Consider the following 14764-nt stretch of genomic DNA (forward strand, 5'->3'; position numbering starts at 1 on the left):
CGATATCACACAAACATTCTGCACGGTGTTATATCCATGTGAGCAATTATATTTACAAATGGATAATTAGTAGATATAATTTTTTCGTGGCTTGGAATTTGACAAATTTTGCGCCGCAGCATACATAATTTACCGTGCTGATAGACATACTAACCGCACTAAGCACGCGTACGACCCAAAACTTTTATAATAGGGGGAACATCGCAATGAAAAAAATGGTTGGCTTATCCCTGACGCTCATGCTCTCCGCAGCAGTCGTCCTGTCCGGTTGCGGCGCCAAGGACAACGGCGCATCGAACGGCGGCACTGCGCCGGCTCCGGCGAACAACGCTTCGGGCGGCGCAGCTCCGTCCCAAACGTTCAAGCTCGGCATGGTTACCGACATCGGCGGCGTGAACGACAAGTCGTTCAACCAATCCGCTTGGGAAGGCCTGAACAAGCTGAAGGGCAACGGAGTGGAAGTCAAATACCTGCAATCCAAGTCCGATGCCGACTACGTTCCTAACCTGAACCAATTCGTAAAGGATGGCTACACGCTGACTTGGGGCATCGGCTTCCTGATGGGCGACCAGCTGAAGACGGTAGCGACGCAGAATCCGGACGCGAAGCTGGCGATCATCGACAACGTCGTTGACGCAAAGAACGTCGCTTCCGTAACATTCGCCGAGAACGAAGGAGCCTACCTCGTGGGTGTCGTTGCAGGTCTTATGACCAAGACGAACAAAATCGGCTTCGTCGGCGGCGTGGACATTCCGGTCATCAAGCGCTTCGACCTCGGCTTCGAGGCAGGCGTGAAGGCCGTTAACCCGAAAGCGGAGATCGTGAAGAACTACACCGGCGCATTCGACAAGCCGGACCTCGGCAAAGCGGCTGCCGCTACGATGTACAACAACAATGTCGATATCATTTTCCACGCAGCGGGCGCTACCGGTAACGGCGTATTCAACGAAGCGAAGGATCGCGTGAAATCCGGCAAAAAAGTATGGGTTATCGGCGTAGACAAAGACCAATCGCTCGAGTTCGGCGACGACGTTACGCTGACATCGATGCTGAAGCGTGTTGACGAAGCCGTTGTGAAGGTGTCCAAGGAAGCGATGGAAGGCAAGTTCCAGGGCGGTGTGGTGCAAGTGCTCGGTCTGAAGGAGAACGGCGTAGGTCTGCCGGATACGTCCAAGAAGAACGTTCCTGCCGACGTCCTGGCGAAGGTTGACGAATATAAGCAGAAGATCATCAAGGGCGAAATCAAGGTTCCGACGGCACAATAACAGTGCGGACCCGAACGAAGCCTGCAGAATCACGACAATAACGCATAGCATCACCCGGGAGCAAGGCTAGTTGCTGGAACTGGCCTTGTTCCTTTGGTTTTTGCAGCGGTAATGGGAAAGGATGAAACGCATGAGCGCGGCCGAAACGGTAGTGGAGCTGAAGGGCATCACGAAGCGGTTTCCCGGCATTGTGGCCAACGATTCGATATCGCTGCAGCTGAAGAAGGGCGAAATTCACGCTCTGCTCGGCGAGAACGGGGCGGGTAAATCGACGCTGATGAACATCGTGTTTGGCCTTTATCAGCCGGATGAGGGCGAAATTTTCGTGCGCGGCGAGAAGGTGCACATCGACAGCCCGAATAAGGCGTTCGACCTCGGGATCGGCATGGTTCATCAGCACTTTAAGCTGGTGCAGCCGTTCACGGTAACCGAGAACATTATTCTCGGACTGGAGCCGAAGAGCGGCCTGAATATCGATTACAAGACGGCGGTCGCCAAGGTGGCCAAGCTGTCCGAGCAATACGGGCTGAAGGTGGACCCGAAGGCGCGTATCGAAACGATTTCCGTCGGTATGCAGCAGCGGGTGGAAATCTTGAAAACGCTGTACCGCGGCGCGGAGATTTTGATCTTCGACGAACCGACGGCCGTGCTCACCCCGCAGGAAATTCACGAGCTGATCGAGATCATGCGCGGTCTCGTCGCCGAGGGCAAATCGATCATTCTTATCACCCATAAACTGAAGGAAATTATGGAGATCGCCGATACGGTGACGATCATTCGCCGCGGCAAGGTGATCGACTCGCTCAAGGTGAAGGACACGAACCCTCAGGAGCTGGCGGAGAAAATGGTCGGGCGCGGCGTCACGTTCCGCACCGAGAAGAAGGACCCGCAGCCGGGGGCGGTCGTGCTCGATATCGACAAGCTCACCTGCTTCGGCGAGAAAGGGCTGCCGGTGCTGAAGGAGCTGTCGCTGCAGGTGCGCGCGGGCGAAATCGTCGGCATCGCCGGTGTCGACGGCAACGGGCAGAGCGAGCTGATCGAGGCGCTGACCGGGCTGCGTTCCGTCCAAAGCGGGCGCGTGCGGTTGAAGGGCGAGGATATAACGAATCGTTCGCCGCGGCATATCTCCGAGGCGGGACTGTCCCATATTCCGGAAGACCGGCATAAACACGGACTTGTGCTTGATTTTTCGATGAACGAGAATATGGTGCTCGAGACGTATTTTCATAAAGAATTCAGCAACGGGATTTTCATGAACTACGATGCGATCGACAAGCATGCGGCGAAGCTGATTCAAGAGTTCGACGTACGTACGCCGAGCATCTATAACAAGGCGCGCTCGCTGTCCGGAGGCAATCAGCAGAAGGCTATCATCGCCCGGGAGATCAACAAGGATCCGGACCTGCTTATCGCCGCGCAGCCGACGCGCGGTCTCGACGTCGGCGCGATCGAATTCGTGCACAAGCGGCTCATCGAGCAGCGCGACCGGGGCAAGGCGGTGCTGCTCATCTCCTTCGAGCTGGACGAGATTCTCAACGTGGCGGATCGGATCGCGGTCATCTATGAGGGGCAGATTGTCGGCGAAGTGCTGCCGAAGGAAACGAACGATCAGGAGCTCGGCCTCATGATGGCCGGCAGCAAGAGAATGCAGGGAGGTGCGGCTCATGGGTAAGCTGCTCAAATGGTTCGGCGGCGACTCGATCGTTGTCTCTTTGGTTGCGGTGCTGCTCGGCTTGATTTTCGGGGCGATCATTATGCTGCTCGGGGGCTACAACCCGGTGGATGCTTACGCGGCCCTGCTTAAGAAGGTGTTCGGATCGCCGAGCGACTTCGGTGAAGCGATTCGCGAAATTTCGCCGCTGATCTTGACCGGCTTGTCCGTGGCGTTCGCATTCCGGACGGGGCTGTTCAATATCGGAGCGGAAGGGCAATTCCTAATCGGGATGACGGGCGCGACGGTGATCGGCGTGAAGCTGACCGGCCTGCCGTGGATCGTGCATGCTCCGCTGGCGATGATCGTGGGCGCGCTCGCCGGCGGCTTGTGGGGCGCGTTCGCGGGCTGGCTGAAAGCGACCCGCGGGGTGAACGAGGTCATCACGACGATCATGCTGAACTGGATCGCATTGTTCTTCAGCAACTATATCGTTTCGACGTTCCTGCTCCAGCCGGGGCAGCAGCGCTCGCGTATGATTCAGGAGACGGCCTCGATGACGATTCCATGGCTCTCGGAAGCGCTGGGCCATGCCCGTATCCATTGGGGGACGCTCGTTGCCTTGATCGGCGCAGTGCTGTTCTATGTGATCCTGTGGCGGACGAAGCTCGGCTATGAGCTCCGTGCCGTCGGCCATAACCCTCATGCGGCTCAATATGCGGGCATGAGCGTCAATCGGCGTATGATCACCGCGATGTTCGTGGCGGGCATTTTTGCCGGACTGGCCGGTGTGTTCGAGGTGCTGGGCGTGTTCAAGTATCAGACGGTGATGGCCGGCTCGCCAGGCTACGGCTTCGACGGCATCGCCGTGTCGCTGCTCGGCATGAACAACCCGTTCGGCGTTGTGATCGGGGCGGCGCTGTTCGGCGGCTTGACTTACGGCTCCGCCGGTATGAGCTTCGGCGCCGACGTGCCTCCGGAGATCATTCGGATCGTGATCGGCAGCGTGATTTTCTTCGTGGCGACGCAGGGCATTGTCCGATTTATTCTGCTGCCGTTCTATCGGCGCCGCAACCCGGAGGTGGCTAAAGCGTGAGCTTCTTCTCGCAGCTTGGAGACTTGATCAACATTACGCTCGTGTTTGCGACGGCTCTCCTGTTCGGTGCGCTGGGCGGAATCGTGTCGGAACGGGCCGGCGTGGTGAATATTGCGATTGAGGGCTTAATGATGGTCGGGGCGTTCGCTTCCGCCGTCGCGGCGTTCTACATGGAGGAAGCCGAGCTGCTCGGTGCGGCCCCTTGGGTGGGCTTGCTCGCCGCAGTGGTGCTCGGCGGCTTGTTCGCGCTCATTCATGCGGTAGCGTCCATTACGTTCAAGGCGGACCAGGTCATTAGCGGCGTCGTTATCAACTTTCTTGCAGCCGGGGCAACGGTGTACCTGGTGAAGCTGCTGTTTGAAGGCGCGGGCCAGACGGAGACGCTCAATGTGGCGTTCACCAAATGGGCGATTCCGGTGCTGTCCGACATTCCGTTCCTCGGGAAGGCGATCTTCACGGCGTATCCGACGACGTACATTGCGGTGTTACTGGTGGCGGTCGTGTACTACGTGCTGTTCAAGACGCCGTTCGGTCTGCGGCTCCGCTCCGTCGGCGAGCACCCGAGCGCGGCCGATACGGCCGGCATCCGCGTGCTGCGCATCCGCTACATCGCGGTTATGCTGAGCGGCGCGCTGGCTGCGCTCGGCGGGGCGACGATTACGCTGACGACGACGAGCAATTTCTCGCACAACACGATCTCCGGACAGGGCTTTATCGCCCTGGCGGCGGTCATCTTCGGCAAGTGGAACCCGCTTGGCGCCCTCGGTGCGACGCTGTTTTTCGGCTTCGCTCAGGCGCTCAACAACTGGATTCAGCTGTTCCCTTGGTCGAAGAGCATTCCGCAGGAGTTCATCTTCATGCTCCCGTACGTGCTCACGATCCTCGTGCTGGCCGGCGCGGTCGGACGCGCCCGCGCGCCGTCGGCGCTGGGCGAGCCTTACGATCCGGGCAAGCGGTAGGGTAGGTGTGTAAGGAAAGAGCGAGTCTCCCTCGCTGGCCGTAGATTGCGGTCGGCGGTAGGGGGCTCGCTCTTTTTGCGCTACTGGCTCTATTCTAATGTATGTATACCTTCAGTACTTGCGAGCTCCACAATATCATTCGCCAATTGCGCTTCACCACCTCTTCGTTTGAGAGGCTCCGCAATGCTTAACACTGTTCTACGTACATCCCCTTTGCAAAGGACGTGCTTTCAGCGTTCTGGTACGATATTACATTCAATACCGAGGCATACTCCACGAACACCTGCTTTTTGAGTGAAATTTCGTATAAACGGGACGAATCATTGCCTATTTCTTGGCGATTTGAACGAAAAATCATACAAATCCGTCCCATTTAATACAGATCGAGATGGTTTTGAACGAAATATCGTACTAACTCCTTCTTTTTTACACGAATCCGTATGGGTTTGTACGGAATTTCGTACAAAGTTCATTTCTTTACTTATAGAGGTGGTCTTTGGACCTGAGAATTGCCCATCAGAGCAGCGGTATCATAGTTTTGCACAAAAAAGCCATGCACAGGTGCGCATGGCTGAGGGTTCATTTTATCTCACTATTCCTTGTAATCCGCCTTCGTATCGATCCCGACCATGTTCGCCGTACCGTCCCAGGTTACGCCGATATTGAACGCTTGGGCTACGTCCCGAAGCTTGAAATAGTTATTGCCGTCGATGTTGTAAGCGGTGAGGCGGACCTCTTTGCCGTCCACATAGATTTTGGAGTTCGTTGAAGCTGCTTGTTTCGATCCCGCGGCTGCGCTAACGGCAAGCTCTCCGCCGACCTGGGTGTACGCCTTCTTGGAAATGAGGCTGATGGCATTGTTCGCATTGTCCCAGCTGACCTCGAACTGCTTGTCGGAGCCGTTCACAGCCTGAGCAAAATCGCGCAGTTTAAAGTAGTTGTTGCCATCGATATTATACGCTTCGAAAGTGACTTCTTTCCCGTTGACCATCACTTTGGAAGCGGTCGGATTTGCGGCTGCCGATTGGGAGGCAGGGGCAGTGGCAGCGGCCGTTTCCGGTTTGGCCGCTTCCGGCTTGGCCGGCTCGCTTGGCTGCGGCTTCGCACCGGCGTCCGATCCGGCAGCTGCACCTGTTTCCGAATCGCCGACAATTTGAATCATCAATTCGGCAACGTTGAGGTTCGTGTAGTCAGCTCCAAACCTCACGTTAACGGAATAATAACCTGGCTTCGTCAATTCGGCAGCATTATCGGTTACTTGGATAGCTTCAAACACTTCGCCGATATCCATATAGTCATTAACCAGTTTCGCTTCCGGGCGGTAACTAATTCTTGGGTGTGGATCTTCACCGGATACGCTCACTTTCACAGGGCCGCTCGCTACGTAGATCGTATCGCCGACGCCGGCGCCTTCATCCGTAAATGCAATCTCTTTGTCCACGTTGGATACGGTTACATATCCGCCCGCCTGGGTAACAATTTTCTTCTCCTCCGCTGCGAACGCCGTAGCCGATGCTACAGCGGAAGTCAGCAGCGAAAGAGCCAATGTTGCTGAAAGTACATGCTTTTTCATGTTCTACTCTCCCCTTGGTCCGTTATGTGTTTTTTATATTACTCGATCCGAACGTTGACGTCTGTCGACTATAAGTCACAAGGGCTTCATTTTTCCAAAAGACCTACATCGAAAGACCCGCATTGCCGATAACAATACATAGCAAAATATGGGCGACAAGAGGGATACGCGATGGATATACGACTTGATTTCGGACAGCGGATCAGGGAGCTGAGAGCGAGAAGCGGGATGTCGCAGGAAGTGCTGGCGTACCGGGCGGGATTGGACCGGACTTACATATCGGGGGTGGAGCGCGGCGAGCGGAACGTCAGTTTGGTGAACATCGGGAAAATCGCCGAGGCGCTTCAAGTATCGGTGGCCTATTTGTTTTCGGGGGAACGCTTCTCGGATACGCCTGCTTATCAGCAGAAGGATTTTTCCGTACCGTTCACGCAGCGCTTCAAATATCATGTCGACAGCGAAAATAAAGTACTGTCCTTTCAAGTACACGGATTGCTGAACGGGGAAGCTGTCGATTATATGTCGAAGACGCTGCTGGGAATTTGCAATGCATACGGCCAAGGGGAGCTGAACATCCTGGTCGATCACCGGGACATGCGCACATCCGACGGAGTGCCGGTCGTATACTCGCCCGAGGTTGCGGAGCGAGCCATCGTCTTTCAGCAGGAGCTTCTCAATTACAGTAAGCAGGTCGTAGCCTTGTGCAACTCGGAGTTTATGGTGGAGAACCTGAATCACGTAGCTGCACACAGCGGGATTATTCATAAAGCGACGCACTTGTTTGAAAGAGACAGAGATATGGTTGGCAAGGCGTACGGCATGTTCGGCATTACCGGCAATGAGCTGGTCAAGGTGAAGACGTAATGAAGCTGCCGCCGAGGGTTGGCGGCTTTTTTGTCTTTGAAATAATGTGGGGGATAGTGCGTGCAACAAGGTCCGGAAGGGCGTTGTTGCAGGGCGAGCGGGGCCAACTGCGTTACAACAAGGCCCAAAGGGGCGTTGTTGCGGGGCCGCCGAGGCCAACTGCGTTGCAACAAGGCCCAAAGGGGCGTTGTAGCGTGGCGAGCGAGGCGAACTGCGGTACAACAAGGCCCAAAGGGGCGTTGTAGCGTGGCGAGCGAGGCGAACTGCGGTACAACAAGGCCCAAAGGGGCGTTGTTGCAGGGCGAGCGAGGCGAACTGCGTTGCAACAAGGCCTCAAAGGGGCGTTGTTGCGTGGCGAGCGGGGCCAACTGCGCTGCAACAAGGCCCAAAGGGGCGTTGTTGCGTGGCGAGCGGGGCCAACTGCGCTGCAACAAGGCCCAAAGGGGCGTTGTTGCGTGGCGAGCGAGGCGAACTGCGTTACAACAAGGCCCAAAGGGGCGTTGTTGCGGGGCCGCCGAGGCCAACTGCGTTACAACAAGGCCCAAAGGGGCGTTGTTGCAGGGCGAGCGAGGCGAACTGCGTTGCAACAACGCCCAAAGGGGCGTTGTAGCGTGGCGAACGAGGCCAACTGCGGTACAACAAGGCCCAAAGGGGCGTTGTTGCGGGGCCGCCGAGGCCAACTGCGGTACAACAAGGCCCAAAGGGGCGTTGTTGCGTAGCGAGCGAGGCCAACTGCGGTACAACAAGGCCCAAAGGGGCGTTGTTGCAGGGCGAGCGAGGCGAACTGCGTTGCAACAAGGCCCAAAGGGGCGTTGTTGCGTGGCGAGCGAGGCCAACTGCGTTGCAACAAGGCCCAAAGGGGCGTTGTTGCGTGGCGAGCGAGGCCAACTGCGTTGCAACAAGGCCCAAAGGGGCGTTGTTGCAGGGCCGGCGGGGCCAACTGCGTTACAACAAGGCCCAAAGGGGCGTTGTTGCAGGGCGAGCGGGGCGAACTGCGTTACAACAAGGCCCAAAGGGGCGTTGTTGCAGGGCGAGCGGTGCCAACTGCGTTGCAACAAGGCCCGAAGGGGCATTGTTGCAGGGCGAGCGAGGCGAACTGCGTTACAACAAGGCCCAAAGGGGCGTTGTTGCAGGGCGAGCGAGGCGAACTGCGTTACAACAAGGCCCAAAGGGGCGTTGTTGCAGGGCGAGCGGTGCCAACTGCGTTGCAACAAGGCCCAAAGGGGCGTTGTTGCGGGGCCGCCGAGGCCAACTGCGGTAAAACAAGGCCCAAAGGGGCGTTGTAGGGGGACCCCTAGTCGCTCCTAAACCTAGGCCCCACTAAACCTAGGCCCCACTAAACCTCCCCTAGCGCTCCCTCGTTCAGCTATATCAGGGTGCGGTAAATCGTAGCGGAGCTCAAGCCGGGGCTGCTGCAATACGAGCAGGACGCCTGGGTGGAGAATGCACGCTCGAATGCGGCCGACATCAATGACATTGTAGCGGCGTTCGAGGCGATTTTGCAGTACAATGCTTTATTCTACGAGCGTCTGCCGGAGCAGAATTGGCAGCGGACCGGCTGGAACGACGGCAACGAGGTATCGGTGGCGGACTTGTTCCAGGGCTTCATTCGCCATGTGCAGAACCATCTGGGGCAGATCGACCGGACGAAAGCGGCGTTTGCACAGCGGTAAGGCGGGTTGGAAAAACAGAAGATCAGAGCGGGCTCTCCGCCGCATTCGGTCAAGCCGATCGCCGCCGGAGGCCCGCTGTCTTATTCGTAAGAGGGACTATTTCCTAACGTGCAGATTGTGCAGAATCAGCAAGAGTACCCCGATCACCATGCCGAAGTTGATTTGCGTTCTGGCTTGTTCGTCGAGCAGTGTTCCGGTCATTACCATGTAAATCAATGCAAAGAGAGAAACCAGCAGCAGGGCCTGCAGCAGTCTGAGCATCCCGGTGCGCCTCCTCTAGTAGACCGTGAAAATGGTAATCCAAGCAAGAACGATGGGGGCACGCCGCACCGGCGGCAATCGCATGATCGGCGCTCCTCAATGCAGTCACTTCCCCTTTAAAGCATCCTCGATCGCTTGCTCGATCTTGTCCATCGGATCGTCGGACGGCTTCGCGCTTGCCGCATACAATCCGCTTGCCGCAGCCGCCGCGGCGTCTACCGCCTTGTCCTCCTCGACGAGCTTCTGCAGCAGCGTTTTGCCAGAGTCCCTTATCTTGGCGGAGACGGCGCGGTAAGCGACTTCCACCATGTCGCCGCGCAGGAACGAGGCGGTCTCCAGGAGACGGGAACGGTCGGTGTCTGTGAGCAGACCGTTCGAGACCGCGAGCGCCGCCGCGCTGTCCGGCTCCGTTTCGCCGTAGCCGAGCGCCCGCAGCACAAGCGCGGTGAACTGCGTGCCGGTCATCAGCCCGTCCGGGGCGAAGCCGCTGTCGCTTACTCCGCGTACCAGACCCTTGCTGTAGGCGAAGCCTATGTACCTCTGCGCCCAGTGCTCGGCCGGGACATCCTGGAACGGGAATGTGCTGTCGACCGTGTACACGGCAGCCGCTTGCTCCCACCCGAACAGACGCAGCAGCATGACGGCGCCCTGTGCCCGGGTAAAAGGCTTGTCCAATTCATAACCCAGCTCCGTACCTTGGAACAGCTTCAGGCTGAACAGCGTATCGGCTTGCTTCTTCCTGGCCGCCTCCGCGTCTCCTGCATTCTCTGCCGCAGCCGCAGTCGAGGATACGGCGAGTATTGCCGCTAGGAGCACAACGCTGCAGATCCGCGACCACCCGCTACGTCCGATCCGCATCCGCATCTAGTTCACCCCCGGATTGCCGACTTGCTTCCAAGTCCCCATGTCAACCGTATAAGAAGTTTGAGCCAGCTGACGGAAGAAAGCGTCGGGCGATCCTTTGGCGTCGGCTTGGAACGACAAGGAAACGTTCGTCATATTGAAATATTCATCCCAGCTGCGGCTCAAGTAAATGGCATTCATGCCGTCGGAGTAATCCTTCACGACAGAGCTCCCCTCCAGCTTCTTGCCGGTCAGGAAATTCGTATCCATCCCGATCACACGGCTTCCCGCAAACCGGTTGGTGAGTCCGTTCGACAGCGCCCGCAGGGAGTTCGTGCCGTCGGACACCTTGATGAACTGCTCGGTAAAGCTGGAGTAGCCGCCCGCCGGGACCAGCTCTACGACGCCATACATCACCTTCAAAGGCTTCGGCCCGCTGTCCGGCACTGTCACAGGCGTCTGCGTCCCCGCACCATACACCCAGCCGTTGACGGAGCTGTACACCGCAGCCGTGACGGGCGAGCTTGCGGCAGAAGGCGCGGAAGCAGGCTCCTTCGGCGACACATAGCCTTGCGGGTAAGCGGTAAATTCCGCCGCAAAGAGCACCTTCACCTCTTGAAAATCATACTTAACCGCAATCCCATCCTTGGCGGCGGCTTGAGATGCAGCAATACTAGCCGCCAACAAGACAACTAGGAATAGAGGCAGCAGCTTCTTCCTCATCGACGTCCGGTCCCTCCTCATTATGAAAAATCCCTAATATCGACGACAGGCTCGTCACCGAATTCCGGCATCTCCAGCAGCCGCAGCAGGCGTTCCGCCGCATCGTCCGGAGACAGCAGGCCGCCGCTCTCATGCAGCTGGACGAACCGCGCCTTGTCGCGGAAGCGGCTCACGTCGGCGGCGCGGATGGACGCCTGCATGGCGGTGTCGATGACGCCGGGGGCGGCGGACACGACCTTGGCGCCGTTCGCCAGCGCATCCTGCTCCAGCTTCAGGCAGCGGGTGAAGTGGTCGAGCCCCGCCTTCGCCGCGCAGTAGCTGCTCCAGCCGAAGTAGGGCTTGCGCCCGGCCCCGGAGGAGATGTTGAGGATTCGCCGGTCTCCGCCGTACGCTTCCGTCAATCGCAGGAATGCGGACGTAAGCGCCATAGGCGCCGTCAAGTTGACGGCAATATTCAGCTCCGCCGCGTAGAGGTCCGCATCCTGCGCCGGACCGATGGGCTCCAAGACGCCGGCGTTGTTGATCAGGCGCCAGCGCTCCACATTGCCTTCCGCCTGCACCTGTTCCATCCGTTCGCCCAGCTGACCCGACAGCCGGTTCCAATCGCCGGAGGCAAGGTCGAACTCGAGCCAATCTAGCCGCGCACCCGCCGTACCAGCCTCCTCCATAAGCCGCTCGCTGCGGCTCCTTGCCACGCCGAGGACGCGGCTGCCCGGCTCCCGCAGAACTCTGCGCACCAAAGCTTCTCCCAAGCCGCGCGAGGCGCCGGTAATGACATAGAACGTTCCCATTCGAACAGCAGTCCTTTCGTAGTTAATTCAATGCTATGAATACATAGCCGAAGCACGCCGCATTGAGCAGGAAGGTGACGCCGAGCACGATCAGCAAGCCTTGCACCATACCCGGCCGGTTTCGCAAGAAGATCATCGCCGGTATTAAATAAAGGAACTGCACAATCCCGATGCCGAAGTACAGGACGGGAAACAGCCACGGCAGCAAGTGCAGCAGTGTGCCGAGCCCGACGCCCTTCCAAATTTCCGCTTTGCGGGAACGCGGCGGAGGGTCTTGCGAAGGGAAAGGAGGCTGCGGCGAAGGCGGCGCCGAATGCCCAGCCTCCGTGCCGCCGCCGCCAGCCTGCGCATCCGATGCGTTCACCCCATTTTCACGCTCATGGCTCATGCCGGACCACCCGCCTCATTCCGAATTTGCTTCAGCAGCTCTTCCTTTCCGTCCCGGTAAAACAAATTGTACGTATCGAACGGAATGATCCGCCCGTCCGGATGCGCGATATGCACGCACGACTTCTTCACCGACCGGACGTCAAAATTGTGCGCATCAAGAAACTGCATAATAATAACGCGGAACACGTTGTCGTACCCGATGCCTTCCGGCACTTTGACGAACGGCAGGCAGCAGAGCAAATTTTTGAGCGACAGCGCCGAGGAGACCGGCGAATGCGCGGTCGAGAACAGCTCGAACAGCTTGGAGCGCAGCGACGCATCCTGCTCGAATACGATCGTGTTGCGTCCGCCCTCGAGCAGCACCTCCGGATCGATCAGACCCGTCAGCGGAACGACCTCGCCGCCCAGCTTCAGCGCGTAGCCCATCGCCAGACAGTCCGGATGACACGGCACCGGAATCATATCCTCGGCCCTGAATACGCCCGACTGCTCGATGATCCCTTGCCGCACTTCGCTTAAGGTCAGCCGATCCTGCGCCGGGTCAAAATCTTCCGTCCGTCCCGCATCCTGAATCGGCTGGAACGTCACGCCCCGCACGCAGCGCTGCTTGAGGCCGTACTGAATGATTTTGCCGATCTCGCTGTCATTCAGCCCCTTCTTCAGCGTCACCACCAGCGTCGTCGACACATTGAATTCATTGAGGTGCCCGATAGCCTTGCGCCGCACCTCCCGCAGATCGACGCCGCGCAGCTCGCGCAGCGCCTCCTCCTCGAACGAGTCGAACTGCAGGTACAGCTCGAATCCCGGCATATAAGACGCCAGCTTGCGTACGAACTCGCGGTCTTGGGCGATCCGCAGCCCGTTCGTATTCACCATCAGATGCTTGATCGGCTTCGACTTGGCCAAATCAAGAATATCGAAGAACTGCGGATGAATCGTCGGCTCCCCGCCGCTGATCTGCACGATGTCCGGCTCGCCTTCGTTGCGGACGATCGCGTCCAGCATCCGCTCGATCGTCTCCAAGGACCGCCACGTTTCCCGGTGCGGCGACGAATCGGCGTAGCAGATCGGGCATTGCAGATTGCAGCGGTCCGTCACCTCAACGAGCGTCAGGCAGCTGTGCTGCTCGTGATCCGGGCACAAGCCGCAGTCGTACGGACAGCCGTACTTGATCGGCGTGTTCCAGTGCAGCGGCATCTCCGCCGGCTTAATAAACTCGCGGCAGCGCTTGTAATATTCCACGTCCGTGGAGATGAGCACCTTTTCCCGGCCGTGGCGGGAGCAGTATTTTAACAAATAGACGCGCTCGTCCTCGATAATGACCTTCGCTTCCGCCTTGCGCAAGCATTGCGAGCAAATGCTGTTCGTCAGCTCGTAGAACAAATACGGGCGGTTCTTCGTCATCGGACCGTGGGTCATGGATGGGTACCTTCCTTCGTCGTCAAGGTGGGCGTTGCCGGCCGGGCCGTTCTCCACTTGGACAGCAGCCAGCCGTAATACAGAAGTCCCGCCAGGGAGGCGAGCTGAATGTTGTTCAGCCCGAAGTACGGATGCGGCGTCGGCTTCCAGAAGTCGATCGCGAGGCGGAACAGCAAATACCCGAACATGAACAGCTGGAAAATGCCGCCTTCCGGCACGATCGCCCCGCCCGGCCCCGTGTGCCGCCGTTCGCTCGCCCAGCCCCGCAGCGCCAGCAGCACCGCGCCCAGCATGAGCAAATAGGCGATCTCGTACAGCTGCGTCGGATGGCGCGGCACGCCGTCGCCGAAGTCGACGCCGGTCGGCCAGTCCGTCGCTACGCCGTATGTATGGTCGTCGAGGCCCGTCAAGAAGCAGCCGACCCGTCCGATGCACATGCCGATGATGAGGGGGATCGCCATATCGTCGCCGGTCGAGCGGGTGACGCCGATCCTTTTCTTGATCCACTCGACGCCGATCAGCCCGCCCAGCAGGCCGCCGACGATCGTTTTGCCTTCAAGCATATACGACACATCCCGCCACCGCGCCGCCGTCTGAGCCGGGTCCTCCAGCCAGTACAGCGCTTTGGAGCCGGCAGCAGCCCCCAGCACGGCGCCGATAATGACCCAGATGGACTTCTCCAGCGGCAGCTTCTCCTTGCTGCGCGTCCACATGTACAGCCGAAACCCGAGAAAATACGCCAGCGCCTCGAACACGAGATGCGGATGCAGTGTTAACGGGCCGATATGAATATAAACCGGAAACGTCATGATAGCCTCCAGACGGGCTTGTTAGCCGCAATGTTGCTTTCATATGGGAAATTATAACATGAAACTCAGCCTCCCGCTGTTCGAAAACATCCGAAACGGTGACACACGAGCATACGGAGGAAGTTGAAGGGGCCGCGAGGGGAATGCACCGTCAACGATTCCGGCGTAATCGGATCCGGCCGTCCGGCCTCCATGGAATCGATTCGTCAGCACGTTCGACACGAAGGCCGGCGTAATCATTGCTGCGCGAGGGAATAGCCGGCAGGGCGGCTTCGATACCACGGTAAAAACGAAAACAAGCATAGCAGGCGAGCGAGCCCGTTGCTTGTCATAGTGGGAATCGTTGTGCCGGCAGGGCGGTAAGGCTGCTTGCAGGAAGGACCTTGAACTGACTTACAGGAAATCCTCCCTTTAATTTTTAAGAATGGCTCTGAAATTCTCATTTAG

At 58.3% G+C, this 14764-nt stretch carries 14 protein-coding genes; 6 read left to right on the top strand and 8 right to left on the bottom strand.

Translation table 11 applies throughout. The annotated features are described in order from the left end of the window. The first annotated feature begins 206 nt into the window (after positions 1 to 206). The 4 genes from ACFFK0_RS04915 (at position 207) to ACFFK0_RS04930 (ending at position 4971) form a co-directional block, all read left to right on the top strand. Complete coding sequence (locus tag ACFFK0_RS04915) at positions 207 to 1265, top strand: BMP family lipoprotein (protein WP_377468803.1); 1059 nt, start codon at positions 207 to 209, stop codon at positions 1263 to 1265. A 130-nt stretch (positions 1266 to 1395) separates the two neighbouring features. Next, a complete protein-coding gene (locus ACFFK0_RS04920) occupies positions 1396 to 2937 on the top strand; it encodes an ABC transporter ATP-binding protein (protein WP_377468804.1) in 1542 nt (513 codons plus the stop codon). Continuing rightward, positions 2930 to 4012, top strand: coding sequence for an ABC transporter permease (locus ACFFK0_RS04925; protein ID WP_377468805.1), 1083 nt, complete (start codon positions 2930 to 2932; stop codon positions 4010 to 4012). Before ACFFK0_RS04920 ends, ACFFK0_RS04925 begins: the two co-directional genes overlap by 8 nt. Continuing rightward, positions 4009 to 4971, top strand: a complete 963-nt coding sequence (locus tag ACFFK0_RS04930) for an ABC transporter permease (protein ID WP_377468806.1) — start codon at positions 4009 to 4011, stop codon at positions 4969 to 4971. Before ACFFK0_RS04925 ends, ACFFK0_RS04930 begins: the two co-directional genes overlap by 4 nt. Positions 4972 to 5563: 592 nt before the next feature. On the opposite strand, the gene ACFFK0_RS04935 is transcribed toward ACFFK0_RS04930, so the two are convergent. Further along, a complete protein-coding gene (locus ACFFK0_RS04935; protein WP_377468807.1) occupies positions 5564 to 6544 on the bottom strand; it encodes a stalk domain-containing protein in 981 nt (326 codons plus the stop codon). Between the two features lie 171 nt (positions 6545 to 6715). On the opposite strand from ACFFK0_RS04935, the gene ACFFK0_RS04940 reads away from it, so the two are divergent. After that, positions 6716 to 7408, top strand: coding sequence for a helix-turn-helix domain-containing protein (locus ACFFK0_RS04940; RefSeq protein WP_377468809.1), 693 nt, complete (start codon positions 6716 to 6718; stop codon positions 7406 to 7408). 1436 nt (positions 7409 to 8844) lie between these two features. Further along, positions 8845 to 9081: a DinB family protein gene (locus tag ACFFK0_RS04945; RefSeq protein WP_512700669.1), complete on the top strand. Its 237-nt coding sequence runs from the start codon at positions 8845 to 8847 to the stop codon at positions 9079 to 9081. 96 nt (positions 9082 to 9177) lie between these two features. On the opposite strand, the gene ACFFK0_RS04950 is transcribed toward ACFFK0_RS04945, so the two are convergent. The 7 genes from ACFFK0_RS04950 to ACFFK0_RS04980 form a co-directional block, all read right to left on the bottom strand. Next, positions 9178 to 9342: a hypothetical protein gene (locus ACFFK0_RS04950; protein ID WP_377468810.1), complete on the bottom strand. Its 165-nt coding sequence runs from the start codon at positions 9340 to 9342 to the stop codon at positions 9178 to 9180. A 105-nt stretch (positions 9343 to 9447) separates the two neighbouring features. Then, complete coding sequence (locus ACFFK0_RS04955; protein WP_377468811.1) at positions 9448 to 10200, bottom strand: S-layer homology domain-containing protein; 753 nt, start codon at positions 10198 to 10200, stop codon at positions 9448 to 9450. A gap of 6 nt (positions 10201 to 10206) precedes the next feature. After that, positions 10207 to 10908: a hypothetical protein gene (locus tag ACFFK0_RS04960; protein WP_377468813.1), complete on the bottom strand. Its 702-nt coding sequence runs from the start codon at positions 10906 to 10908 to the stop codon at positions 10207 to 10209. Positions 10909 to 10928: 20 nt separating this feature from the next. Then, a complete protein-coding gene (locus ACFFK0_RS04965) occupies positions 10929 to 11699 on the bottom strand; it encodes an SDR family NAD(P)-dependent oxidoreductase (protein ID WP_377468814.1) in 771 nt (256 codons plus the stop codon). 22 nt (positions 11700 to 11721) lie between these two features. Further along, positions 11722 to 12087 (bottom strand): hypothetical protein, encoded by a 366-nt coding sequence (locus tag ACFFK0_RS04970; protein ID WP_377468816.1) that lies wholly within the window; start codon positions 12085 to 12087, stop codon positions 11722 to 11724. Continuing rightward, positions 12084 to 13493 carry a radical SAM protein gene (locus ACFFK0_RS04975; protein ID WP_377468844.1) on the bottom strand — a complete coding sequence of 470 codons (1410 nt, stop codon included), beginning with the start codon at positions 13491 to 13493 and terminating at the stop codon, positions 12084 to 12086. The genes ACFFK0_RS04970 and ACFFK0_RS04975 overlap by 4 nt, the downstream gene beginning before the upstream one ends. A gap of 11 nt (positions 13494 to 13504) precedes the next feature. Beyond that, entirely contained in the window at positions 13505 to 14317 is an 813-nt protein-coding gene (locus ACFFK0_RS04980) for a prolipoprotein diacylglyceryl transferase (protein ID WP_377468817.1), read from the bottom strand. Positions 14318 to 14764: the final 447 nt, after the last annotated feature.

It is taken from the genome of Paenibacillus chartarius (assembly GCF_042432825.1).
GTDB lineage: Bacteria > Bacillota > Bacilli > Paenibacillales > NBRC-103111 > Gordoniibacillus > Gordoniibacillus chartarius.